We start from the raw sequence: 25,054 nt of genomic DNA, 5'->3' as shown, positions 1-25,054 counted from the left end.
ACAGCCGCCACGACGGAGGAAGTCCCGTTCCCACGAACTGCGTACCGCCCGCGCGGGTGACGCGCAAGGCTCAGGCGGAGTCGGCGTAGCACTCCACGATTGACACGTCGAGGGGGAAACGCACCGCGGTGTCGCCGAACAGCAGATCGCCCGCCTTGGCCGCGCTCGCCCGCACCGCCTCGGCGACCTGCTCCGCCTCCTCGGCCGGGCAGTGCACGCCCACCTCGTCGTGCACGAACAGCACCAGCTCGGCCCGGGTGCCCTCCAGCGCCGTGCGCAGCGTCGCGAGCAGGACCAGCGCCCACTCGGCCGCCGTCGCCTGGATGACGAAGTTGCGGGTGAAGCGGCCGCGGGCCCGGCCCGACGCGCCGCCCTGGGGCTCGGCCGAGCCGGCCTCCTCGGGCGGCTCCAGGCCCGCGTCGCGCCAGGCCGTGGACGCCGGTGGGCAGGTGCGGCCCAGCCAGGAACGGACCAGCCCGCCCGCCTCGCCGGTGCGGGCCGCGGCCTCCACGTAGTCGAACGCCGTCGGATAGCTCTGCCGCAGCACCGCCAGGGCCGGGATCGCCGCGCCGCCGGTCTGGCCGTACATGGCGCCGAGCAGGGCCACCTTGGCCTTGGCCCGGTCGCCGCCGAACGAGTCGGTGGCCAGGGCCGCGTAGAGGTCACCGGCGGCGCCGGCGCGGGCCAGCCGGGAGTCGCCGGAGACGGCCGCCAGCACGCGCGGCTCCAACTGGCCGGCGTCGGCCACCACGAAGCGCCAGCCCGGGTCGGCCACCACCGCGCGGCGGACCACCTTGGGCACCTGCAGCGCGCCGCCGCCGCGGGTGGCCCAGCGGCCGGAGACCACACCGCCCGGGACGTATTCCGGCCGGAAGCGGCCCTCGCTGACCCAGGCGTCGAGCCAGGCCCAGCCGTGCGCCGTCCAGATCCGGTAGAGCTCCTTGTATTCGAGCAGGGGTTTCACCGCCGGATGCTCGACCTTGCGCAGCTCCCAGGCCCTGGTGTTGGGCACCTCGATGCCCGCCCGGGAGAAGGCGCGCACCACCTCCGCCGGGGAATCCAGGTGCAGGCCGTGCACGCCGAAGGCCGCGCTCACCTCGGCCGCGAGCTCGGCCAGCCGGCGGGGCGGCCCGACCGGCTGGAGCGGGCCGAGCAGGTCGCGCAGCAACTGGTCGTGGACCTCCGCGCGCCACGGCAGGCCGGCGTGGCCCATCTCGGCGCCGACCAGCGCGCCCGCGGACTCGGCGGCCACCAGCAGCGCGAAGCGGCCGGGCAGGCCGGTGGCGGCAATCCGCGCGTGCTGGTCCGCGTACACCCTGGTCAGGGCCTCGAGCACCACCGAGCCGGCGGCGGCCGGCGGCCCGGACAACGCCTCGAAGAGGGCGCCCTGGGCGAAGCCCGGCGGTTGCGGGAGCCGCGGCGGCGGATCGGCCGGCACCGCGGCGCCGGTCAGGCGGGCCCAGGCCGCGGCCAGCGCGCGGGGCTCACCCCAGCGGCCCGCGTGGCCGAGCAGCAGCGCCTCGGTCAGCTCGACGTCGTGGCAGCGGCGCACCCGGACGCCGGCGCGCAGCAGGGTGGGATAGCCCTCGGTGGTGGCCGCCCAGAGCCAGCGGGGATGCTCGGCGGCCTCACGCGCGGCGATGGCGGCCGGCAGATCGACGACGCGGACCGGCTCGCCCGCGGGCCGGCCGTCGGGATGCACCTCCTGCCAGCGGCCGGAACCGTGCCAGCTCCCGTCGTCGGACACCACCGCTACCAGCACGGGGCCATTCTGCCCGGCGGGTACGACATCTTCGGTCGATCCCGCCGGCGCCGGGCCGGCGGCCGGGCGAAATGCCCGGGCGTCAGGCGCGCAGCAGGCCTTCCAGCAGCTCCAACGACTTCTCGATGTCGACCCGCGGATCCAGCAGCCACTGGGTCTGCAGCCCGTCGGAGGCCGCGATGATCAAGGCAGCCGCCGCGCCGGGCGTGATGTCCGGGCGGATCCGCCCGGCGCGCTGTTCCGTCTCGATGCGCTCGGCCAGGAACAGCCGCAGCTGCGCGAAGCGCTCGCCGAAGAACACCCGGGACGGCTCGTGGCCCTCCTCCAGCGCGCCCGCCACCAGCGTCGAGTAGAGCTGGACCAGGCCCGGCACGCCGTGGTTGCGGCGCGCCGCCTGGGTCATCAGCCCGACGACCGAGCCGTCCGCCGGCACCGGGTCCTCGGCCAGCGAGCGTTCCTCGGCGGCCCGGTAGACCTCGATCAGCAGCTCCTCGCGGGAGGCGAAATAGTGCTTGAGCGCCGCGTGCGAGACCCCGATGGCCTCGCCGATCGCCCGCAGCGAGGTGCCCTCGGCGCCGCGCTCGGCGAAGACCTCGATGGCCCGGTCGAGGATCTCCCGCCGCCGGCGGACGCCCTTGTCGTACGCCCCGCGCCGGGCGATGTCGGGAGCCTCGTCCATCCGGTCATCGTAGGACACAAAAACTTCCGCGCGGAGGTTTTCGTTGTTACGGTCACGTCATGACTCTTGACGTGCCCGCGCTGCTCGCCGCACTCACCATCGAGGAGAAGGCCGCCCTGCTGGACGGCGCCGACTTCTGGCACACCCAGCCGGTCGAGCGCCTGGGCATCCCGGGCGTCATGGTCACCGACGGGCCGCACGGGCTGCGCAAACAGACCGGCGAGTCGGACCACGTCGGCCTCAACGACAGCGTCCCGGCCACCTGCTTCCCGCCCGCCGCCGGGCTCGCCTCCACCTGGAACCCCGAGCTGCTGGGGCGCATCGGCGAGGCGCTGGGCCGCGAGTGCCGCGCCGAGCAGGTCGCCGTGCTGCTCGGCCCGGGGGTCAACATGAAGCGCTCGCCGCTGTGCGGCCGCAACTTCGAATACTTCTCCGAGGACCCGCTGCTCGCCGGCGACCTCGCCGCGGCCCTGGTGAACGGGCTGCAGAGCACCGGGGTGGGCGCCTCGCTCAAGCACTTCGCCGCCAACAACCAGGAGACCGACCGGATGACGGTCTCCGCCGACGTCGACGAGCGGACCCTGCGCGAGATCTACCTGCCAGCCTTCGAGCGGGTCGTCACCCAGGCCCAGCCCTGGACCGTGATGTGTTCCTACAACAAGATCAATGGCACGTACGCGAGCGAGGACCCCTGGCTGCTCACCCAGGTGCTGCGCGACGAGTGGGGCTTCGAGGGCCTGGTCGTCTCCGACTGGGGCGCCGTCAACCGCCGCGACGCCGGCGTGGCCGCGGGCCTCGACCTGGAGATGCCCTCCTCCGGCGGCGCCGGCACCCGCGTCATCCTGGACGCCGTCCGGGCCGGGACCCTGAGCGAGGCGGACGTCGACCGGGCCGTGACCAGGGTGCTGACGCTGATCGAAAAGTCCCGGCCGGCGCTGCGCGAGGGGCAGACCTTCGACGCCGAGGCGCACCACGCGCTCGCCCGCGAGGCGGCTGCCGCCAGCGCGGTGCTGCTCAAGAACACCGACGGGATCCTCCCGCTCGACCCGCGCGGCGGCGGCACCATCGCGGTGATCGGTGAGTTCGCCCGGTCGCCGCGCTTCCAGGGCGCCGGCTCCTCGCAGGTCAACCCGACCCGGGTGGAGACCGCGCTGGACGCCCTGCGCGCGGCCCTCGACGGGCACCGCGAGGTCGCCTTCGCCCCCGGCTTCGTGATCGACTCGGACGCCGCCGACGACGACCTGGTCGCCGAGGCGGTGCGAACCGCGGCCGGCGCCGACGTGGCGGTGCTCTTCCTCGGGCTGCCGCCGTCGTACGAGTCCGAGGGCTACGACCGCGACCACATGGACCTACCGGCGCACCAGATCGACCTGCTGCACGCGGTCGCGGACGCCAACCCGCGGGTCGTGGTCGTGCTCTCCAACGGCTCGGTCGTCACCGTCGCACCCTGGCAGGACCGCGCGCAGGCCGTCCTGGAGGGCTGGCTGCTCGGCCAGGCCGGCGGCAGCGCGACCGCCGACCTGCTGCTCGGCGCGGCCGACCCGGCGGGCCGGCTCGCCGAGACCGTCCCGCTGCGCTTCGAGGACAACCCGGCGGTCGGCGCGTTCCCCGGCGAGCTCGGCCATGTCCGGTACGGCGAAGGCCTGCTGATCGGCTACCGCTGGTACGACGCCCACCGCCTCGAGGTGGCATACCCGTTCGGCCACGGCCTGTCGTACACGAGTTTCGCCTACAGCGACCTGTCCGTCACCGTGCTCGCCGACGGCGCCGAGCCGAGCGTCGAGGTCGGCCTCACGGTCACCAACACCGGCGAGCGCGCCGGCCGCGAGACCGTCCAGCTCTACGTCACCGACCCGCAGGCCACCGTCTACCGCCCCGAGCAGGAGCTGCGCGCGTTCACGCAGGTCAGCCTCGCGCCGGGCGAGAGCGCCCAGGTGACCCTGACCCTGCCGACCCGGGCGTTCGCGTTCTGGCACACGGCCATGAAGCGCTGGGTCGTCGAGGGCGGCGCGTTCGGCATCCGGGTCGGCTCGTCCTCCCGCGACATCCGGCTCACCGGCGCCGTCGAGCTGACCGGCCAGGACACCGGCGCGCCGCTGACCGCCGAGGCGACCGTCGACGCCTGGCTGGGGCACGCCGTCGCCGGCCCGTGGCTGCACGAGCAGCTCGGCGACGGCCTGTTCACGGCCCTGCTCAGCGATCCGGTCAACGGCCAGATGATGCGCGCCATCCCGCTGGTGCGGCTGTCGCGCTTCCCGGGCTTCCCCGTCACCGAACCCGACGTGGAAGCTGCGGTGCAGCGCTTCACCGCCCAGTAACAGCGGTCTTCAACCCAGTCAAAGGTGGCGGCGGGGGTCGGACGGGCGGTCCTCGATGATTGGTCGGTGGGTCATCCAGCCTCCGGCTCCGATGCCGTGCCGAGTGGCTCGTCCCTTGCGTTGAGTGCGTCATCCAGAGCGTTGAGATCCACCTGGACCTCCGGTAGATCCTCAGGATCTGCCCAGGCGACAGGATGTTGCGCGGGGAGGATTCCGGCTTCGCGGAGCTCCGTCACGGCGAGCTTGGGCGTGATGCCGCGCAGGGTAGCGATCGTTTGAGCGGAGAGGACTCCCTCGGCGTAGCCCTGAATGGCGCGGGACAGCAGCCGTTGCGGTGCTCGCCGCCGATCTGCGTCGGCCTCAAGCGCCCGGTACTGGTCACTCCACCCGAAACGGATGGCGAGTTGAGGAGCGGACACAGACATCCACTCGCGCTTGGCGGGGGCATCGATGTATCTCGCCTGTTCGAGCGCGATGGCAGCGATCTGCGGTGACACCAGGAATCTCTGCACGACGGCCGACAGCGTGCCCAGGCTTACCTCTTGCGGGGCGCCGAGGAATGTCTTAAGGCCTTCGACCGGCAGCAGGAGGTGCCGGGCGAAGGCGTCAGCGCGTTTCTCCGCGGGCGACCGTTCGCTCCAGTCGCAGGTGCTGTTGTCCGCCCAGTCGCCGAAGATGGCATGACCGAGCTCGTGAGCCAGCGTGCTTCGTTGCCGCATCGGGTGTCGGGTGCGCGCCACACCGATGAACACGGCACCGCGTAGCGGATCCCGCATCGTCAGGCCGTGTTCATCGGGTTTCGCGTCGAGGATGGCCACGTCGATGCCGGCCGACTGCTCGATCAACGCGACAAGGTCGCCCAACGGCTGCAACCCCAAGCGGTGTTCCTGCCGGAACCGCTCAGCAGCCGCACGCCCGTCGTCCTCGGGGTACACAGTGGTCACCGCCGTCAGATCGTGGCAGGAATGGCCTGCTCATCCAGGTAGTCGTCCAGTTCGAGGAAGTGCAGCAGCGCCTCACGCATGTCCTCCATGCCGGCACCGTTGGTGGCCCGGGCCGCGCACTGGACCCGGTCGGCCACCGTGCTTACCCCGCTGAGCTGGGCAACCGTGTAGCCCGTTGCCCACGAGATGGCAACGATCTCCGGCAGCTTCGCCACGCGATCGCCGGAGATGATCCGCGACAACGTAGGTTGCGAGATGCCGGTGGCGTCGGCGAGTGCGCGCTGGCTGAGGCCCGCGGCCAACCGGGCCTTCTCAATCAGTGCGCCAATGTTGATGCTGGTCATGACCGCCGCCCCCAAGCTTGAATCATGATCGGTTCTGGTGATTCAGTCTAGGTGATCCGTCGGCCCGGTGCCATGCTCACCGCCGCGCTCGGGACGCCCAGCGCCGAAACGGACATCACGCGCCGGGCGGCGCTCTTCCCGCGGGAAGAGCGCCGCCCGGTGGGTCGGTGCGGTGCTGCTACTTGGTCGCGCCGGCGGTGAGGCCGGACTGGATCTGGCGCTGGAAGAACGCGTACACGATGATCATCGGCAGGATCGAGAGCGTGAGGGCCGCGAACAGCGCGGCCCAGTTGGCCTGGTAGCCCGCCGAGACCGAGATGTTCGCGATGCCCTGGGTGAGCACCCACTTCTTCTCGGCGCCCGCGCCCTGCATGATCGCGACCGGCAGCAGGTACTGGTTCCACTGGCCGACGATGTTGAAGATCGTGATGCTGACCAGGCCGGACTTCGCCATCGGCAGCATGACCTGGAAGAACAGCCGGGTGTGCGAGGCGCCGTCGACGATCGCGGCCTCGGCGATCTGGTTCGGCAGCGTCTTGAAGAAGGCCGTCATGAAGAAGACCGTGAACGGCAGCGAGTAGGCGATGTAGACCAGGATCAGGCCGGTGTAGGTGTTCAGCAGGTTGAGGTTCTGCAGGATCAGGAACAGCGGCACCAGCGCCAGGAACACCGGGAAGGCCAGGCCCGAGACGAACAGGTAGTAGATGAAGCGGTTGCCGAAGAACTTGTAGCGGGCCAGCACGTAGGCGGCCATCGAGCCGAGCAGCATCGTGCCGGCCGTGCTGATCGCCACCACGAAGACACTGTTGAGGAAGTAGCGCCCGACGTGCGCCTCGGTCCAGGCCGTCTTGTAGGTCTCGAAGGAGATCTGGCTCGGCAGGCTGAACGGCGCGTGCGTGAAGATCTCGGTGTTGCTCTTGAACGACGCGAGCACGACCCAGATCAGCGGCGCGATGACCAGCAGTCCCCAGACCGCCAGCGCGACGTGGGCGAAGCCGCTGAAGAGCTTGATCTCGCGCTTGTCGCGGCTCGCGGCCGCGGCGTGCCGCGAGCCGGGGCGCGGCGCTGTCCCCGGCGGCACCGCCGGGCTGTCGGAACTCATCAGGTTTGTCATCGTAGGCTCCCGGTCCGGCTCACAGCTCGATCGCTTCGCGCTTGGTGACCCGCAGGGTCAGCGCCGCGAAGGTGATGGTGAGGAAGAACAGCACGACACCCATCGCCGAGGCGTAGCCGAACTGTGCGTAGTCGAAGGCGTTGCGGTAGATCTCCAGGCCCAGCACCGTGGTCGCGCCGTCCGGGCCGCCGCGGTCCACGGACATGACGTTGACCAGCGCGAACGCGTCGAAGGCGGCGATACCCAGGTAGACCCAGGCGACCTGCAGCGTGTTCCACAGCAGCGGCAGGGTCACCTTGAAGAACAGGGTGCCCCGGGTGGCGCCGTCCAGCGCGGCGGCCTCGTAGATCTCCGTCGGGATGGAGCCCATCCCGGCGGAGAAGAGCACCACGTAGAAGCCGACCGCCTGCCAGACGAGCACGGCCAGGATCGACCACAGCGCCAGGTTCTTGTCGGCGAGGAACAGCACCGGCCCGGCGCCGAACTGGTTCAGCAGGCCGTTGATCAGGCCGCTGTCGTCGGAGGAGTAGACCCGGGAGAAGATGACCGCGACCAGGGCCAGGGCCAGCAGCTGCGGGAAGAAGAACACCACCCGGTAGAACTTCGAACCCCAGACCCCCCGGGTACGGCCGCCCTTCGAGCCGCCGCCCACGTTGAGCAGGAACGCGAAGAACAGCGCCAGGATGATCGTGAGCAGCGGAAGGAAGATCAGCAGCAGGATGTGATGCTGGATCGCCTTCCAGAAGGTGTTGTCCTGAAAGAGCTTCACGAAGTTGTCGAAGCCGATGTAGCTGACGTCCGGCGAGAAGCCCCGCCAGTTGGTGAACGACAGCTGGAACGCCTGGACGTACGCCGCGATCACGAACGTCGCATAGATGGCCACCGGCACGATCAGGAAGCCAATGATGAACGGGTACCTGCCGTGCTTCATGGTTCTCTAGCTCCGTCCGTGATTGCGGGGTACGTGACTCAGAAGGTCAGCGGGTGAACTTCTGGATGGAGGAGTCCTTCTTGACCGCGTCGGCGACCTTCTGCACCCGGGCGCAGAACTTGTCGGCGGTGCCGCCCTGGTAGATCAGCTCGTTGGTGGCGGCGCGCACCTCGTCGTCCAGCTTCTTGTACCAGGTGTCGAAGCGGAAGCTGAAGGTGTCCGCGCCCGCCGCGCCCAGCGCCTTGTTGCCGGAGCTGAGGCCGGGGCTGATCTCCATGCCATCGGTGGCACCCGCGACGACGGTCAGCGTCTTGGTGAGCTGGGTGAAGCCCACGGCGGAGGACTTCGCCAGCATGTGGCGCAGGAACTCCATGCCGCCCCTGGGGTTCTTGCCCTTGCTGGCGACGAAGTACTGCTCGCCGGCCGCGGCGAAGAGGGCGGTGACCGGCAGCTTGTCGGCCGTCGTCACGCTCGGCACCGGCATGAGCTGGTAGTCGAAGCCGGCCGGGGTGTCCTTGGCCTGCTCGTTCTCCAGCCAGGAGCCGGACGGGTACAGACCGACCTTGTACTGGTTCTGCTGCAGCTGCACCTCGGTGTGCTTGAGACCCAGGAACGCCTTGTTGGAGTACTTGGCGCCGACCTCGGCCCACGCGGCGGCGGCCTGCTTGACGGCGTCGTTGGTCCAGGCGCCGTCCTCGAGGTTGTCGATGTTCTTGAGGATGTCGGCGCCACCGATCTTGGCGGCGCTGGTGAGCAGCAGCGTGAACATGTAGTACGGCGCGTTCGCACCGGCGTAGCCGAACGGCGTGATGCCCTTGGCCTTCATCTTGTCGAGCAGCGCGGTGAAGTCCGTCCAGGTCGTCGGCACGGTCCAGCCGTTGTCCTTGAACAGCTTGCCGGAATACCAGAGGCCGAAGACGGTGAACGCGTAGTTCAGCACGTACGGCTTGCCGTTGAACGTGCCCTGCTCGATCGTGCCGGGGATCAGGGTGTCCTTGACGGTCTTGCCGGTGATGTCCACCGACGGCGCCGCGAACAGCTCGGTCAGGTCCTGCACCTGGCCGGCCTGGACGAGGGCGCCCTGGTCCATCAGCTTCGAGCCGGAGTTGTTGATCATGTCCGGCGGGTTGCCCGCGGTGAACCGCGGCTGCACGACCGTCGAGATCTCCTCGGCCTGGTTGAACGTGACCTTGGAGTTCGGGAAGAGCTTGTTGTACGACGGGATGTCCACGTCGGTGGCGTACTTGGTGCCGAGGCCGCCGTTGAAGATGATGATCTCCAGCGGCTCGTCCTCCTTGATGCCCAGCGGGTTGGTCGCGGAGACCGTGCCGGCGGGCTTGTCCGCGGCGGCGTCCTTGTCGTCGCTGCCGCCGCCCACGCAGGCGCTCAGCATCGTGACGGCGGGGGTGGCCAGCAGGCCCACGGCGGCAGCGCGGCGCAGCAGCGTCCGGCGGTCGACCTCGGGCTTGAAGATCTCAGTCATGCACTCTCTCCTCAGATGTTGATGCGGTGCCGGGTCAGCCCTTGACGGCGCCAGCCGTCAGGCCGGTTGCGATGTTGCGCTGGATGATCAGGAAGAAGATGACCACCGGGAGGGCGGTCAGGATCGACCCCGCCATGAGGGGACCCCAGAAGGTCCCCCGGCTCGTCTGGTTCTGCAGCAGCCAGGCCATCAGGTTCTGATGGGCCTGGTCGTTCAGGGTGTTGATGATGATGAATTCGTTCCAGGCCTGGATGAAGCCGTACACCGAGGTGGCGACCAGCCCGGGGCCGGTCAGCGGCAGGATGACCTTCCAGAAGATCTGGAAGCGGCTGGCACCGTCGATCAGGGCGGCCTCGTCCAGCTCGCGGGGAATCGCGCTGATGAAACCCCGCAGGGTCCAGACCGTGTACGGCAGGATCAGCACGATGTAGACCAGGGTGATACCGACCAGGCTGTTGGTCAGGTTCGCCTTCTGCAGCATCAGGAAGAGCGGGATCAGGATCGCGATGAACGGCACCATCTGGACCGACAGGACGACCAGGATGATCGCCTTGCGGCCGTAGAACCGGAACCGGGCGATGGCCAGCGCCGCCAGGAAGCCGACGAACAGCGCCCCGACGACCGCACCGCAGGTGACGATCACGCCGTTGAGCAGGTCCTGCTGGAAGAACGGCGCGTTGAACGCGGACCGGAAGTTGTCCAGCGTGAAGGTGTGCGGGAAGAAGGTGGGATCGAACTGGAGGATCTCCGGCGCCGGCTTGAACGCCGTGTTGATGACCCAGTAGACCGGGAAGAACATCACGATCGCGAAGAGCACGCCGAGGGTGTTGGCGGCGATCGTGCCGGCCCGGCTGCGGCCGACGGTCGGGGTGTCCGATTCCCGGGACGGGCGGCGCCGCTTGCGTACGGCGGCCCGCGGTGCGGTGGCGACCATCAGTCCACGTCTCCGATCCGGAACATCTGCCGCATGTAGAAGGCCATCACGCCGAGCAGCAGCACCACGGTGACCACGGCGATCGCGGAGCCCAGCCCGTAGTTGTTGTTGTTGAACGCGGTGCTGTACGCCCAGGTCGCGAGCACCTGGTATTCCTCCTCCGGCCGGCCGTTGCGCACGCCCCAGACCTGGGTGAACAGGCCGAAGTTCCAGATCACCGACAGCGTGGTGACGATGATCAGCAGCGGCTTGAGGATCGGCAGGGTGATCGAGCGCAGCGCCTGCCAGGCCGAGGCGCCGTCCACCACGGCCGCCTCGAGCAGTTCCTTGGGCACCTGGGTGAGACCGGCGTTCAGGGTGATCGCGATGAACGGGATGCCGGCCCAGACCACGATCGAGGTGATCACGGACCAGCCCTGGATCGGGTCGGCGAACCAGCTGTGGTTGGCGAAGTCGACGCCGGGCAGCAGGTCGATCAGGTAGTTCAGCACGCCGAAGTCCGAGTCGACCAGCCAGCGGAAGGTCTGGGTGGCGACCAGCTGCGGCATCGCCCAGACGAACATCATCGCGACGATCATGGCGATCTTCACGCTCGGCGCGACGCGGCGCATCAACAGCGCGACGCCGAGCCCGAGCAGCAGGGTCAGCAGCACCGACACCACGGTGAAGGCGACCGTACGGGCGACGACCTGGTAGAAGGTCGCGTCCGTGAAGATCTTGACGTAGTTGGCGAACCCGACGTTGTCCGGTGCCAGGTTGCCGAACAGCTGGCGCAGCCCGAGGCTCTGGAACGACAGCACGACCATCCGTACCAGCGGATAGCCGAGCAGGCCGGCCAGCAGCAGCATCGCGGGCAGGGTGAGCGCGAGGGGGGCGAAGCCGCCGCTCGTGGCCGAACGACGCTTGCTCCGGGCGCGCCCACCGGCCGGGGCCGACGCCGGCGGCTGCTGGGCCGGCGGGGCGGACGGTGAGTCGACGACGGACATCGGTCCCTTACCTCTCTGCGCAGGAGTGCGGTGCCGGGTCGTGCCGCCCGCCCGAGCCGGTCGGGCGGCACGCTCATCGTCAGGCGGCGTTGAGGATCTCGTTGATCTTCGAGTCGGCATCCTTCGCGGCGGCCGGCACGGTGGCCTTGCCGGTGGCGATGCTGACCAGCATGTTCTGCAGCACGTTCGCCGACTCGACGTCCGACCACTTCGGCGCCATCGGGACGAACCAGGTCTCCTTGGCGGCCAGCGCGGTCGCCTCGTTGCCCTTGACCGCCGCGGCCTTGTCCAGCAGGGAGGTCGCGTTGGGCAGCACGCCCTTGGCGATCAGGCCCTCCTGCGACTTGGCGTCGGTGAAGATCTGCGCCCACTTGGCGGCCAGGTCGGCGTTCGGGCTCTTCGCCGTCACGGCCACGTCCGAACCGCCGAGGAAGGACGGGATGCCGGGCAGCGGCGCGGTGGCGACCTTGCCGTTCACCTTGGTCTTGACCTTCGCCGAGGCCGGGTTGTTGGGGTCCTTCGGCTGCTCCTGGACCGCGCCCAGCTCCCAGCCGTTGCCGTACAGCATGCCGGACTTGCCCTGCGCGTAGACCGCGTCCTGGTCGTTCTCGTCCTTGGTCGGGTCACCGCTGGAGTAGGTCTTGGCCAGCTCGGCCCACTTGGTCAGGCCCGCCTGCGCACCCGGCTCGGAGAGCGCGCCGACCCACTTGTCGCCATCCTTCTTGGCGATCTCGCCGCCGTTGCCGTGCACCCACGCCATCGCGGCGTACCAGTACTTGCCCGGCATGTAGAAGGCGGAGAACTGCTTGTCGCTGCCGTTCTTCTCCTTGAGCACCTTGGCGGCGTTGACCAGCTCGTCGTAGGTCTTCGGCGCGGCCAGGCCGGCCTTGTCGAACAGGTCCGTGCGGTAGAGCAGGACCCGGGCGCCGGCGTAGTACGGCACGCAGTAGGTCTTGCCGTCGAGCTCGCAGGGGGCGGAGAGGCCGGTCAGCCACTCCGCCGAGTTCTCGAACTGTGACTTCTCCAGCGGGGCGAAGGCGCCGTTGAAGACGTACTTCGGCATCTCGGTGTTGCCCAGTTCCACCACGTCGGGCACGTCGTTGCCGGCCAGGGTGGTGTCCAGCTTGGCCAGGTGGTCGGTCCACTGCTGGTAGTCGACCTGCACCTGCGCGCCGGTCGCCGCGGTGAAGCGGTCGTTGGCCTGCTTGACGACCTCGGGCCAGCCGGACTGCGCGTCGACCATGAGCCAGACCTTGATGGTCTTGCCGGCGCCGTTGACCGAAGCGTTGGCGTTGGGGGCGCCGCCGCTGTCGCTGTCCGAGCCGCACGCGGCGGCACCGAGCAATGTCGCGGCGAGGGTCGCGGCAACCGCGATTCTGCGCTTCACGCTGTTCCTCCTGAGCGAAGTGAGATATGTGGGGGTGATAGGGGAGATCACATTCATGGGGCGGAGCTCCCGTCCTTCACGGCTTTGTGGCCGTGGACGGCTTGGGCGGTGCGCTGGAAGGCCGCGTGCGAACGTTCGTGGGTCCGCTGGGCGACGGCGACGTAGAGCAGATCGAGGACGACCAACTGCGGGTGCCGCGCGGAGAGCGCGTCCGGCCGGAAGGTCGTGGCCTGGGTGGCGGTGAGCAGCACGATGTCCGCCAGCTCGGCCAGGGGCGAGCGCGGGAAGCTGGTCAGCGCGATGGTGGTGGCGCCGCGGCTGCTGGCCTCGGCGAGCAGCTCGATCGTCTCGCCGGTCTCGCCGCTGTGCGAGATGCCGAGGGCGACGTCGCCGGTCCGCGAGAGCGCGGCGCTGGCCAGGCCGTTGTGCACATCGGTCCAGGCCCAGGCGGCCACCCCGATGCGGTGCAGGCTGAACTGCATCTCCTCGCCGACCAGCGCGCTGCCGCTGGCGCCGAAGATGTTGACCCGGGGCGCGGTGGCGATGGCCACGGCGGCCCGCTCGACCTCGGCCAGGTCCAGCAGCGAGGCGGTGTCGTGCATGGCCCGGGTGTCGGCGGCCATGATCTGGCCGAGCACCCGCTCCAGCGGGTCGTTGGGCTGGATCTCGCGGCCGATGTCCACGGTCCAGCCGGAGGCGCGGGCCCGGCCGGTCTCCGCGGCGATGCCGAGGCGCAGGTCCGCGTAGCCGTCGAAGCCCAGCGCCCGGCAGAACCGGGTCACGGTGGCCGGCGAGGTGCCGCTGCGCTCGGCCAGCTCGACGATGGTGGCCCGCGAGGCCGCGGCCGGGTCGGTGAGGACCTGCTCGGCCACCCGCTGCAGGGCGCCGGTGAACTCGGGAAGCAGGGTGCGCACCCGCACCAGCACCCCGTCCGAGTTGTTCATGGTGAGCGGCGGCGGGGCCTGGTCGCGCACCAGCGAGTCGACGACCGCGGTCGCTGCGGTGCCGTCTGCGTCTGGCTCGACCATGGGCCGTCCCTTCAAGAAGGAGTGTTAACTGTCGCGGTAAAAGTTCTTACTTTCCGACCCCCTGTGTCAAGACTGTGGGTGAAGTTTTCAAACCGTTACCTAGGGCGCGGCGACGAACACGCGGCGCCCACCGTCGGTTGACGTACCTCGATCCGCATATGGCCGTTACGGCGTGACAGCCATCACATGCACCCGTTTAGACCGATTTGCTCATCGGCTTTCGGGGTTGCCGCTGACCCTAAACGGGCGAACCGCAATCGACTGTTCGGCGGAGCGTAAGGGCAACAAGAAACGCCCCCGCAATCCGCGAGGGCGTCTTGAAACTCGGGTGGCTCTGGCAATAATTCTGCCCAGAACCGGTTAAGCGCTGTCGCGCACCGCCTGAGCGAAGACCTCGGAGCGGTGCTCGAAGTTGCGGAAACGGCCGTGGCTGGGCGCCGCCGGGGACAGCAACACCACCCCACCGGACGGCGTGAGCTTGCGCGCCAGGCGTACCGCCGAAGGCAGATCCTCCGCCGCCTCCGTGCGCACGCCGGCCAGCCCGGCCAGCTCCGCGAGAATGCGCGGCCCGCTGTCCGGCAGGCCGATCACGGTGATCTCCCGGCCCGCCAGGTGCTCCCGCAGCGGGGCGTAGTCCAGGCCGCGGTCGGTGCCGCCGACCAGGACGGTCAACGGCCGACCCTCGTACGCGTCGATCGCGTGCATGGCCGAATAGGGACTCGTGGACAGCGCGTCGTCCACGAATGTCAGCCCGGACGGGTCCTCGATCTCCGCCAGCCGGTGCGGCAGCCCCTCGAAGGACGCGACCGCCCCGCGCAGGGTCTCCCGCAGGCCGACGACATCGAGGCCCATGCCGTCCAGCACCGCCAGGGCGACGCAGAGGTTGCGCCCGTTGTGCCGGCCCCGCAGCTTCAACGTGTCGCGCGGGAACAGCGCCTCGTCGCTGCAATACACCTGGCCGTCGTCCTCGACCCGGAACCGCGAGTCGCCGCCGGCGGCCGGGATCGCCGCGAAGCCGTTCGCGTCCTTGAGCGTCACCGTCTCGGCGACCAGGCGGTCGTCGGCACCGTTGATCACGATCAGCTCGGGACCGTACGCCAGCAGGTTGAGCTTGTCGCGGTAGTACTCCTGCTCGCCGCCGTGCTCGTCCGGGTGCTCGGGGAACAGCGAGGTCACGACCGCGACGCGCGGCGAGTCGGTCAGGTCGCTGCACTGGTAGCTGGACAGTGCGAGGACGTACTGCTCGGCCGGGGGCAGATCCAGCAGCGGCACCCCGATGTTGCCGCCGAGGAAATTCGGCCGGCCGACGGCCGCCAGTAGGTGACTGATCAACGCGGCGGTGGTGCTCTTGCCCTTGCTGCCGGTCACCCCGATGGTGCGGTTGGCGTGGTCGGCGAGCCACAGCGCGCTGCCGCCGGTCACGACGACCCCCCGGGAGCGCAGCTGAGCCATCCACGGGTGGGTCTGCGGCACGCCCGGCGAGCGCACCACCACGTCGGCGGCGATCAGCGCGGCCTGGGCGTGGTCACCACCGGCCAGCGGCGCCAGCCCGGCCAGCTCGCCCTCCCAGGGCACGGACAGGAAATTCGCGCTGTCGTCCACCGCGATCAGGCGCGAAGGACCATGCGCGGCGATGGCCGTGACCGCGGCCCGGCCCTCCCGGCCGGTCCCCCAGACGGCTACGGAACGTCCGCGCAGGTCTGCCAAGCGCACTGTCGTCTCCCTCGGTCGAGTCGCACTAGTATGGCTCGCTGGTCCTACGACGGGAGCTTCCGGGTGCGTGCGCAGTTCGAGGTCATGCGGTTCCCCGCATACAGGTTCGATCCGGCGACGGGGGTCGCGGAATTCGACTACCTGCTCGACGGCCCGGCACCGCTGGAGTTCACCGAGACCATCACCTTCCCGCTCGGCCCGTCCGCGCCGCCCGCGCACTTCTTCAAGGTGCTCGAGCTGCTGCATGTCGTCGCCGGGGTGAGCTACTACAAGGTCGGCGCGCCGCCGCGGATCGAGGCGCCGGTCGCGGTGCCGGCTTCGGCTGCTGCTCTGTTCACGGCCGTCTACACCCACGGCCTCGGGGAGTACGCCTACGTCAACAAGCTGCCGCACGTGCTCGGGCTGTCGGTTTCGACGCCTGCGGAGTCGGCTGCGGCTGCTCCGGTGGACAATGCGGAGGGGCGGCCGCTGTCGGCGGTCGGTGGCGGCAAGGACTCGATCGTCACGCTGGAAATCCTCCGGGCCGCCGGGCTGGACCCGGTGCCGTTCTCGGTCAACCCCAACCCGGTGATCGTCAACGTCAACACCGCCTCGGGGCTGACGGCCCTGGCCGCCCGCCGCAAGCTGGACCCCCGCCTGTTCGAGCTGAACAAGGCCGGCGCGCTGAACGGGCACATCCCGGTCACCGCGATCAACTCGCTTGTCGCGATCGCCACCGCGGCGCTGCACGGCCTGGGCCCGGTCGTGATGTCCAACGAGCGCTCGGCCTCCGACCCCAACCTGATCTGGAACGGTCACGAGATCAACCACCAGTGGTCCAAGGGCCTCGCCGCCGAGGGCCTGCTCCGGGCCGCGGTCACCGCACACGCCGGCCTGACCGAGCCGTATTTCTCGCTGCTGCGCTCGCTGTCGGAGCTGCACATCGCCCAGCTCTTCGCCCGGCACACCGCCTACGACGACGTGGTGACGAGCTGCAACAAGGCGTTCAAGCTGCACGACCCGACCGTCCGCTGGTGCGGCGACTGCCCCAAGTGCCGCTTCGTGGCGCTGGCCATGGCGCCGTCGATACCGCGTGAGCGGCTCACCCGCATCTTCGGCCGGGACCTGTTCGCCGACCCGGCCCAGGTGCCGGGCTACCTGGAACTGCTCGGCATCGACGCGCACAAACCGTTCGAATGCGTCGGCGAGGTCGAGGAGTCGCTGGTCGCGCTGACGATGCTCGGCGACGACCCGCAGTGGCGGGACGCGCCGGTGATCACGGCGCTGCGCGCGGCCGTGCCAGCCGAGGCGTGGGCGGCGGCCTCCCGCGACGAGGTGCTGACCCCGAGCGGAACGACCTTCGTGCCGCCGGCCTACGCCAAGATCCTGGCGGACGCGCTGGCCTGATCCGGACCAATTGCCATTTCGCGGTTCGATCCTGCGGCGCGGCGCGGCGCGGTGTGGCGCGGTGTGGCGAGCAGCGGTCAATCCGGTTTGTCGTGGTGGATGCGTTCCGGCGCTACGCCGAGGTCCTGCAGCGCCGCGCTCGTGACGGCCAGCATCAGCGGCGGCCCGGCCAGATAGACCTCGTGGCCGGACCATTCGCCATAGGCGGCGACCGCGTCGGTGACCAGGCCGCTGGCGTACGGGCCGGCCTCGCCCTCGGAGATCACCGGGATCACCGTGGCCCGGCGGCAGGCGCGGGCGATGTCCATGATGTCGTCGACGTCATAGAGCTCGCTGAGGTTGCGGACGCCCCAGAAGAGCACCGCCGACCGCGGGTCCCCGGTCGACGCGAGCTCGGTGAGCAGGGCCTTGAGCGGGACCACCCCGGTGTCCCCGGCGATCATCAGCAGATCCCGCCCGGACGCGGGCAGGCCCATCTCCCCCTCGGCGCGGGCGATCCGCACCTTGTCACCGACGGCCGTCTGATAGACGAGGGCACCGCTGACCCCGCTGTGGCTCTTGGCCCGCACGTGCAGTTCCACCATGTTGTCCCGACGCGGCACGCCGGTCAGCGAATACGGCCGCCACACCCCGGGCTGACCGGGCACCTCGACCCGGGCATACTGACCGGGCCGGTAGGGCATGGGCAAATACGGTCTCAGCCACAACACGGCAAGATCATCCCGCCGCCGCTCGTGCCCGACCACGACGGCGGTCCACACCGTCGGCTGATACGCGGCGGCGGCCATCCCGTGCGCGATCCACTCGTAGGCGTGCTGCCACGTCGAGCGCCAGGCCTGGTCGAAGTCCTGCCGCCAGCCACCGGCGGCCATGCCGGCCCGCATCGCCTCGGCGAGCGCGGCACCGGCAAGCTGCAACTGCTGCGGCGCCACCCCACACTCGGCGAGCGCCGCACCGAGTCGGCCACACGCCGCGACCAGCACCGGCGGCTGATCCAGGTGGTGCACCAGCCAGTTCAGCGCCTCGGCGAGCTGCTCCGTCTGGGCGGCCGCGCCGCCGGGCAGCCGGAGGAACAGCGCCGGCTGCGCCTGGGCGAGGGCTGCCCGCAGCCGGCCGGCAACCTCTTCCGAGCCGCCGGCCAGCGACAGGCTGTTGCCGAGCAGCCGGGCCAGTTCGCGCATGGCGGCGTCGTCGGCGGGGTCCATGCCGTCGGCGGGCGCGGCCGGGCGGGCGGTGACGGGCTCGGCGAAGCTCGGCATCCGCAGCGCACCGACCGGGTTGGTGGCCTGGACCGGATCGCCGGGCCACTGCGGCCCGGCCGCCCGCGGGCCGCCGATGCCGGGAATGCCACTGACGGGCTCGGTCGTGGACCGCGGGGAGATGGGTATGCCGCCGGGCCACGGTCCGGCGCCGGGCGGGTACGGGGTGGTGGCGCCGGGACGGGGTACGCCGGGAAGCAGCCTGCCGGGCACAGGCGGGGTCCCGCCGCCGGGCGTGCCGAGGCCACCCGATCCCTGGCCACCCGATCCCGGGCCGGTGGGTCCTAGGCCGCCCGGTCCCTGCCTGGTGGGGATGGGAGTGGTGGGGAATGGACCGGTCGGGACGACGGTGCCGGGCCGGGTCGCCGGAATGAGCGAGGTTCCCGGAGGTGGAGCGGCACCGGGCGGGTGCCCAGTACCGGGCATACCGGGGCCGCCCGGCACGGTGCCCGGCGCGTTCCCGCCTGGTAGCAGACCGCTTGGCACGCTGCCCGGTAGCGGGCTGCCCGGCACACCGCCCGGCAGCTGGCCGCCCGGGACTTGACCCGGTAGGTGACCGCCTGGTGCGCCGGTCGGTGCCTGACCGCCCGATCCCGGGACTCCCGGCGGGCTCCCTGGCGTCCGACCGCCAGGCCAACTCCCTGGCACCGGACCACCCGGCACCCGACCACCTGGGGTGCCACCCGGTGCGCCCGGTGCGCCCGAGGTACCCGGTGCACCCGACGTACCCGGTCCGCCCGAGGTGCCTGGTCCGCCCGAGGTGCCCGGTGCACCAGGTGCACCCGGTGCACCCGACGTACCCAGTGCACCCGACGTACCCAGTGCGCCCGAGGCGCCCGGTGCGCTGCCAAGGCCCTGGCCTGTGTCTGGTCCGTGGCCACCGCCGGAAATCGGGCCGCCCCAGCCACCGGGAACCAGGCCACCCGAGGCGGTGCCGCCGGGAGGCACCCCACCAGCACCCGGGCCGCCGGGGACGCTGGTGCCTGGAGTGGGCATGCCGGGAACAGGCGCGCCGCCAGGTGGCGACGTGCCGGGGCCCGCGCCCGGAGGCGAACCTGCGCCGCGGGTCGGACCGCCGCCAGGAAGCGATCCGGGAACCACACCCGGACCAGAACCCACACCGGGAGCTGTGCCCGCGCCCCCGCCCGAGCCAGCAGCCCCGCCCGAACCGGGACCGAAGGGAGCCGCTCCGGGTACCGGATTGGTGCTGAATGCCGAGGGAAGGCCCGGGATCGCGCCAGACCGACGCGAGAAGCCCGAACCGGCCGGATAAGGCCTCACCCCACCTTCACCGGAAATATCGGGACTCTGACCGGAATCGTCATCGTCAGGTGCGGAGGGCACGGGCCAGCCACCCGGCGGCGTGACGCCGGAACGACCCGGCGTCCACCTGGGTGAGTCAACTCTCCACGGAATCGGCGTCAGAAGGTCAGCCAGGTCACTGCCGGGAGACGATGGCACCGGCACCGAGCCACCCGCGCCCGGATCCACCTGACCAGGGCCGGAACCGCCGCCCGGCGCCGGCGCGGACGGCACCGGACCGCTCGGCGGCGGCGCGGACGGCACCGGACCGCTCGGCGGCGAGGGCACGGTGCCCGGCGACGAAGGCGGCTGATAGGGCGGGCGCGGACCGCCCGGCATCGGCCCGACACTGGCCCGGAAGCTTCGGCCCTCGGCGTCGGCCGTCGCCCGATCGGCACGCGGCACGCTGCCGGCCCCGGCATCCCGAAACGGATGCGCGGCGGGAAGCTCAGACCCACCACCGGCGTGATCCGATGCAGCCTGATCGGACGGCAATCCCCCGGACCGGAGCTGATCCAGCCGATTCTGATCCAGCCGGTTCTGATCCGGGCGGTTCTGATCCAGCCGGTTCTGATCCGGGCGGTTCCGATCCGAGCTGCTCTGATCCGGGCGGCTCCGATCCGGCCGGTTCTGATCCAGGCGGCTCTGATCCGAGCCGCTCTGATCCGAGCCGCGCTGATCCGCCGGGGCCTGCGGTGGCTGGCCTTCCGGCACGGATCGGTCCCCGCCGGTGGCCGCGGCGGGCCAGTCGGGGTGCATCAGCCAGTCGGGGTGGACCGGCTCGCCGCTGGGCGGCTCTGGTGACTGGTCTTCGGCGGCGGCGGTCAGGGCCGCGGCCGTGTCGGCGGCGCCCGCGGCGACCGCGTCCGGTGCCGCCAGCCGGAGCCTGATGGCTCGCAGCAGCGCCAGCAAGTGGGGGTCTGATCCGGACGACACCTGCGCACCCCCGACGGCAGAACGACGCGAACAGTACAACCGTACTGCCGCCGCGTCCGGGCTGCCGCCGCTACCCGGCGGTGACGCGCGCCATCCGGGCGGTCGCCTCGTCGAGGATATCCGCGCTCGTGCCGAAGTTCAGCCGAACGTAGCTCGCGCCGCGCGCGCCGAAGCGGGTGCCGGGCTCCAGTCCGACGCGGCCCTGGGACAGGAACAGCTCGCGCGGTTCGTCGTCCTCGCCCAGCGCGCGGCAGTCCAGCCAGGCCAGGTACGTCGCCTCCGGTGGGAGCCAGCCGACCTTCGGCAGCCGGGTGCGCAGGTGCTCGCCCAGCTCCGCACGGCGGGCGTCCAGCTCCGTGAGCAGCTCGTCCAGCCAGGCGTCGCCCTCGGTGAAGGCCGCCACCGTCGCCAGCACGCCGAAGTGCCCGGTGCGCCAGCGGACGTCGTGGGGGAAGCGTTCGACCAGCGCGGCCATGGCCGGGTCGCCGGTGACGATCGCCGCGCACTTGAGGCCGGCCAGGTTGAAGGCCTTGCTCGCCGACACCACGCTCACCGCCACCTGGGCCGCACCCGGGATCGAGAGCAGGGGCGTGAACTCGGCGCCGGGCAGCACCAGCGGGGCGTGGATCTCATCGCTGACGATCGTCACGCCGTACAGTCGCGCCAGCCGGACCAGAGCGGCCAGCTCGTCGTGGGTGTGCACGCGGCCGACCGGATTGTGCGGGTTGCAGAGCACGTAGACCGCCGGATGGGCGGCGAAGGCCGCCTCCAGGGCCGGCAGGTCCAGGCGGAAGTCCGCGGTGAGCGGCACCTCGCGGAGCTGGGCGCCGGCCTCCACCGGCCACTGGAAGAACGGTGGGTAGACCGGCGGGCTGATCACCACGGCGTCCGCCGGGCGGGTGAGCATCCGCAGCAGCTCGACCACGCCGACGCCGACGTCGGCGACCGCGGTGATCGCGGCCGGATCCAGCTCCCAGCCCCAGCGCCGGGCCGCGAAGCCGGCGATCGCCGCGCCGAGGTCCGGCTGCGCCGCCGAATAGCCGGTGTCGGCGGCGTCGACCGCTTCGCGCAGGGCGGCCGTGATCGGCGGGGCGAGCGAGCAGTCCATCTCGGCGACGGCGAGGGGCAGGACGTCGGCGGGGTAGGTGCGCCACTTCGCGCTGCGGCGTTTGCGGAGGGTCTCCAGCGAGTCGTCGAACATCAACTCATCCTCGCGTCCCGGCTCCCCGAAGGCTACCGGCAGCGGCGGGCCCGTCGTCGGTAGGCACAATGCGGTATGTGCCAGCACTCAGCATCACCGACCCCGACGACCCGCGGATCGCCGACTACCGCGCCCTCACCGACCTCGAGCTGCGAACCCGGTGGGAGCCGCCGAACGGGCTGTTCATCGCCGAGGGCGAGCTGGTCATCCACCGTGCCCTGCGCGCGGGCTACAAGCTGCGCTCCGCGCTGGTCGACGAGAAGCGTGTCGACCAGGTCAGCGACCTGCCCGCCGACGCGCCGCTCTACACCGCGGCACCGAGTGTCCTCGAATCGGTGACCGGATTCCACGTCCATCGCGGCATCCTCGCCTCGTTCCACCGGCGCGACCTGACGCCGCTGGACCAGCTCCTGGCCGGCGCCCGGCGGCTGGCCGTTCTCGAGGGCCTCAACACCCACACCAATCTCGGTGCCCTCTTCCGGAGCGCGGCCGCCCTCGGCATCGACGCGGTCGTGCTCTCCCCCACCTGCGCCGATCCGCTCTACCGCCGCGCGGTGCGGGTTAGCATGGGCGAGGTCTTCGCCATCCCGTACGCCAAGACCGAGAACTGGCCGCTGACCCTCGCCGCCATCCGGGACGCCGGCTTCACTCTCCTCGCGATGACCCCGGCCCCCGACGCCGTCGCCCTGCAGCACCTCACCGCCGCCCAGCGGGAACGGCCCGCGCTGCTGTTCGGCGCCGAGGGACCCGGCCTCAGCCGCGAGGCGCTGCAGGCCAGCGACGTTCGCGTCGCCATCCCGATGCACAACAACGTCGACTCCCTCAACGTCGCGACCTCGGCCGCCATCGCCTTCTGGGAGCTCTCCCGCACCGAGACAGCCTGAGCACCCGCCCGTGTTTCAGCCACGGGGAGCTACAGCGGACTCATCTGGTCCAGCACTCTGGCTGCTACGTCGAGGATCTGCTCGACCTTGGGCACATCGCGCTCGACCTCTTCCGCACTGACGCTGGGTGCTGCCGAGGAAGGGTACTCAACCTGGTTGCGGCGCCGTCGGAGGCGGTCGAACGGGCGCAACACCCCACCCAGCGGCGGATCGAGCTGGGCGGTGACTGCGTCGCGCACCGCGATGTGCCCACCACGGCTCGTCGCCCGTACGCCCTGGTTCTCCAACACGGCGGCGAAGGCCTTACGCGCGGCGTCATACAGCAGCTGGTATGCGCCGGCCGGGTCCGAGTCGGCGATGGCGACCGCCGAGGCGAGATGCCGGCGCGCCTGTGCCAGCATCACGTCTGCGTGCTCGCGGCTGGCCGGCACCCTCTCCAACTCGCCCCGCGCGATCATGCCGTCAAGGGCTTCACGGCCCTGCTGCCACCTCATGAGCGGTCTCCATGCTCGACGATGGGGTACAACGGGCGGGATCGCACCGACGTCAGAAACGGATCACCGCCGGGCGACCGCCAAGTCGTTACGGACACCCGGTGGATATTGACCTCCCGGCCCAGCCGCCGCTCCGCCGCCAACGCCACGTCGGCCAGGTCGTCCTCGTCCGCGTCGCCCACCACCAGCACATCCACGTCGCGCGGCGGAGGGCCGGCTTCGCCGGCATGGCGCGCCGCCCACGACCCATAGATGTATGCCTCGTCCACGCCGTCCACCGGCGGAAGTAGGTCAGCCAGGACCGCGGCGGGTCCGTAGGTCAGGGCGAGCACCTCGGCGAGCGCGCGAGCGAGCGGGCTGGTGAGATCCGCCTGAAGCAGGCGCATGTTTCCCCGCCGCTCTTCGCTGACGAGGCCTGCCTCGACCAGTCGGTCGGCCTCCCGGCTGACGGTCGACTGGGAGGATTTGAGTCGGCGGGCCAGCTCCGTCACCGAGTAGCTTGTCTCCGGGTGCAGGTAGATCCAGGCCAGCAGCTCGCCCAGCAGTGGCGAGCGCAGCAGCGGGAGGAGGCGGGACCTTCCTTGCACACCTTGCACACTACCTTGCATAATCCGCATGCTCCAACAGAGCCCGATACCGAACCCGCATAGACCCGGTCAGCGTTCGATCGCGGCGGCGATCTCGACCTCGATGAGTCGCTCGGTGCTCAGGCGAGGTGGCCGTCCGGCCGCACGAGTCCTGCCGAGGTCCTGACGTGCTCGCCCGTGCGCAGCCGTTCGAAGAGCGTGCCGCCGTCCGGGAATTCCAGGTTGGAGACGCGCTTGCCGGTTTCGTAGGCGACGTTGAGCCCGGACAGCCGCTCGGCGAGTTCCCGCGACATGTCCGGCGCGGCGGCGATGAGTCCGCTCAGCACCGCCCGCAACGCCCGGCCCTCGGGTGCGTACGCCGTGATCAGGGCGGTCTGCGCGCGGGTGTGTTCCAGCAGTTCGGCCCCGACCGGATGCCGTTCCTCGTGGTAGGTGTCGAGCAGCGTCCCGTCCGCGCGCCCGGTGACGACGGCGGCGAGCTTCCAGCCGAGGTTGTGCGCGTCCTGGATGCCGACGTTCATGCCGACGCCTCCGGTCGGGAAGTGCGCGTGGGCGGCGTCCCCGGCCAGCAGCACGGTGCCCTTGCGATACGCCGCCGCCTGCCGGGTGGCGTTGCCGAAGCGGGACAGCCAGACCGGGTCGCGCATGCCGAAGTCCGTGCCGGCGATCCGCCGTACGGTCGCCCGCAGTTCGTCGAGGGTCAGCTCGCCGGGCCATTCGGGCCCGTCGGTGCCCGGGTCGCCGCCGACGAGGCGGTGGATCCCGCCGGGCAGCGGCACGACCATCAGGCCGCCGGCCGGGCCGGCGAAGCTCGCGAAGCCGCGGTCGGGCGGTGAGTCGAGCACGACGTCGCCGAGCCAGCCCCACGTGGTGGCGTCCGTGCCCGGGAAGTCGATGCCGGCGGCGGTGCGGACGGTGCTGCGGGTGCCGTCGCAACCGACCACGTATCGAGCCTCGACCACCGTTCCGTCCGCCAAGCGCACGCCGTCGCCCGCCAGGCCGGCGACCGCGCAACCCCGGCGGATGGTCGCGCCCATCCGATCGGCGCGGGCTTCGAGCAGTTCTTCGGTACGGGCCTGCGGCAGCGCCAGCGTGAACGGGTACGGCGTGTCGAGCACCGCGAAGTCCATCCGGTCCGGCAGGCCGCCGAAGTGGCCGTTCGGGATGCGCGAACCTTCGGCCAGGAACGGCCCCGCGATGCCCCGGCAGTCGAGGATCTCGATGGTACGGGGGTGGATCGTCAGTGCCTTCGAGTTCGGGTCCCGCTCCTCGCGCGCCTCCAGGACCGTGACGGAGGCGCCACCCAGCCGCAATTCCCCGGCAAGCCACAGGCCGGTCGGCCCGGCTCCGACGATGACAACGTCTTCCATGCGTCAACCCTC

Annotated in this window: 20 protein-coding genes; 3 read left to right on the top strand and 17 right to left on the bottom strand. The window is 70.9% G+C overall.

Annotation, left to right across the window (positions count from 1 at the left end; all coding sequences use genetic code 11):
- Nucleotides 1–70 precede the first annotated feature (70 nt).
- The gene (locus DMB66_RS06420) at nucleotides 71–1,762 is read right to left on the bottom strand and encodes a bifunctional 3'-5' exonuclease/DNA polymerase (protein ID WP_125803070.1); all 1,692 of its coding nucleotides are present in this window, start codon (nucleotides 1,760–1,762) and stop codon (nucleotides 71–73) included.
- A gap of 82 nt (nucleotides 1,763–1,844) precedes the next feature.
- Nucleotides 1,845–2,441, bottom strand: coding sequence for a TetR/AcrR family transcriptional regulator (locus tag DMB66_RS06415; protein WP_125803069.1), 597 nt, complete (start codon nucleotides 2,439–2,441; stop codon nucleotides 1,845–1,847).
- 59 nt (nucleotides 2,442–2,500) lie between these two features.
- Here DMB66_RS06415 and DMB66_RS06410 point away from each other — a divergent pair, with 59 nt between their 5' ends.
- Nucleotides 2,501–4,759 (top strand): glycoside hydrolase family 3 C-terminal domain-containing protein, encoded by a 2,259-nt coding sequence (locus tag DMB66_RS06410; protein ID WP_125803068.1) that lies wholly within the window; start codon nucleotides 2,501–2,503, stop codon nucleotides 4,757–4,759.
- Nucleotides 4,760–4,830: 71 nt separating this feature from the next.
- Here the strand turns inward: DMB66_RS06410 and DMB66_RS06405 are convergent, their stop codons facing one another.
- The 10 genes from DMB66_RS06405 to murD all read right to left on the bottom strand — a co-directional run bounded on the left by DMB66_RS06405 (nucleotide 4,831) and on the right by murD (nucleotide 15,623).
- Nucleotides 4,831–5,703, bottom strand: coding sequence for an ImmA/IrrE family metallo-endopeptidase (locus tag DMB66_RS06405; protein ID WP_233624336.1), 873 nt, complete (start codon nucleotides 5,701–5,703; stop codon nucleotides 4,831–4,833).
- 5 nt (nucleotides 5,704–5,708) lie between these two features.
- The gene (locus DMB66_RS06400; RefSeq protein ID WP_125803067.1) at nucleotides 5,709–6,047 is read right to left on the bottom strand and encodes a helix-turn-helix domain-containing protein; all 339 of its coding nucleotides are present in this window, start codon (nucleotides 6,045–6,047) and stop codon (nucleotides 5,709–5,711) included.
- A 178-nt stretch (nucleotides 6,048–6,225) separates the two neighbouring features.
- Nucleotides 6,226–7,161, bottom strand: coding sequence for a carbohydrate ABC transporter permease (locus DMB66_RS06395; RefSeq protein WP_125803066.1), 936 nt, complete (start codon nucleotides 7,159–7,161; stop codon nucleotides 6,226–6,228).
- Between the two features lie 19 nt (nucleotides 7,162–7,180).
- Nucleotides 7,181–8,092: a carbohydrate ABC transporter permease gene (locus tag DMB66_RS06390; RefSeq protein ID WP_125803065.1), complete on the bottom strand. Its 912-nt coding sequence runs from the start codon at nucleotides 8,090–8,092 to the stop codon at nucleotides 7,181–7,183.
- Between the two features lie 46 nt (nucleotides 8,093–8,138).
- Nucleotides 8,139–9,575, bottom strand: coding sequence for an N-acetylglucosamine/diacetylchitobiose ABC transporter substrate-binding protein (gene ngcE / locus DMB66_RS06385; protein ID WP_125803064.1), 1,437 nt, complete (start codon nucleotides 9,573–9,575; stop codon nucleotides 8,139–8,141).
- A 34-nt stretch (nucleotides 9,576–9,609) separates the two neighbouring features.
- The gene (locus tag DMB66_RS06380; protein WP_125803063.1) at nucleotides 9,610–10,509 is read right to left on the bottom strand and encodes a carbohydrate ABC transporter permease; all 900 of its coding nucleotides are present in this window, start codon (nucleotides 10,507–10,509) and stop codon (nucleotides 9,610–9,612) included.
- On the bottom strand, nucleotides 10,509–11,495 hold the full coding sequence (locus DMB66_RS06375) for a carbohydrate ABC transporter permease (protein WP_125803062.1): 987 nt from the start codon (nucleotides 11,493–11,495) through the stop codon (nucleotides 10,509–10,511). Before DMB66_RS06375 ends, DMB66_RS06380 begins: the two co-directional genes overlap by 1 nt.
- A gap of 79 nt (nucleotides 11,496–11,574) precedes the next feature.
- A complete protein-coding gene (locus DMB66_RS06370; protein ID WP_125803061.1) occupies nucleotides 11,575–12,882 on the bottom strand; it encodes an extracellular solute-binding protein in 1,308 nt (435 codons plus the stop codon).
- 53 nt (nucleotides 12,883–12,935) lie between these two features.
- Complete coding sequence (locus DMB66_RS06365) at nucleotides 12,936–13,910, bottom strand: MurR/RpiR family transcriptional regulator (RefSeq protein ID WP_125803060.1); 975 nt, start codon at nucleotides 13,908–13,910, stop codon at nucleotides 12,936–12,938.
- 360 nt (nucleotides 13,911–14,270) lie between these two features.
- Entirely contained in the window at nucleotides 14,271–15,623 is a 1,353-nt protein-coding gene (gene murD, locus DMB66_RS06360) for a UDP-N-acetylmuramoyl-L-alanine--D-glutamate ligase (RefSeq protein WP_125803059.1), read from the bottom strand.
- 84 nt (nucleotides 15,624–15,707) lie between these two features.
- On the opposite strand from murD, the gene DMB66_RS06355 reads away from it, so the two are divergent.
- On the top strand, nucleotides 15,708–17,009 hold the full coding sequence (locus DMB66_RS06355) for a hypothetical protein (RefSeq protein ID WP_370318340.1): 1,302 nt from the start codon (nucleotides 15,708–15,710) through the stop codon (nucleotides 17,007–17,009).
- A 77-nt stretch (nucleotides 17,010–17,086) separates the two neighbouring features.
- Here the strand turns inward: DMB66_RS06355 and DMB66_RS06350 are convergent, their stop codons facing one another.
- Nucleotides 17,087–18,481: an FAD-binding oxidoreductase gene (locus DMB66_RS06350; protein ID WP_305025050.1), complete on the bottom strand. Its 1,395-nt coding sequence runs from the start codon at nucleotides 18,479–18,481 to the stop codon at nucleotides 17,087–17,089.
- A 2,095-nt stretch (nucleotides 18,482–20,576) separates the two neighbouring features.
- Nucleotides 20,577–21,707, bottom strand: a complete 1,131-nt coding sequence (locus tag DMB66_RS06345; RefSeq protein WP_125803057.1) for a MalY/PatB family protein — start codon at nucleotides 21,705–21,707, stop codon at nucleotides 20,577–20,579.
- A 77-nt stretch (nucleotides 21,708–21,784) separates the two neighbouring features.
- Between DMB66_RS06345 and DMB66_RS06340 the strand changes: the two genes are divergently transcribed.
- Entirely contained in the window at nucleotides 21,785–22,591 is an 807-nt protein-coding gene (locus DMB66_RS06340) for an RNA methyltransferase (RefSeq protein ID WP_125803056.1), read from the top strand.
- Nucleotides 22,592–22,620: 29 nt separating this feature from the next.
- On the opposite strand, the gene DMB66_RS06335 is transcribed toward DMB66_RS06340, so the two are convergent.
- The 3 genes from DMB66_RS06335 to DMB66_RS06325 form a co-directional block, all read right to left on the bottom strand.
- Nucleotides 22,621–23,085, bottom strand: a complete 465-nt coding sequence (locus tag DMB66_RS06335) for a hypothetical protein (protein ID WP_125803055.1) — start codon at nucleotides 23,083–23,085, stop codon at nucleotides 22,621–22,623.
- Complete coding sequence (locus DMB66_RS06330; RefSeq protein ID WP_125803054.1) at nucleotides 23,082–23,672, bottom strand: MarR family transcriptional regulator; 591 nt, start codon at nucleotides 23,670–23,672, stop codon at nucleotides 23,082–23,084. Before DMB66_RS06330 ends, DMB66_RS06335 begins: the two co-directional genes overlap by 4 nt.
- 119 nt (nucleotides 23,673–23,791) lie before the next feature.
- A complete protein-coding gene (locus tag DMB66_RS06325; protein ID WP_125803053.1) occupies nucleotides 23,792–25,042 on the bottom strand; it encodes an FAD-dependent monooxygenase in 1,251 nt (416 codons plus the stop codon).
- Nucleotides 25,043–25,054: the final 12 nt, after the last annotated feature.

The sequence above is a fragment of the Actinoplanes sp. ATCC 53533 genome (genome assembly GCF_003947245.1).
Note: the sequence above shows the minus strand (reverse complement) of the source record. Positions and strands in the feature narration are given on the sequence as shown.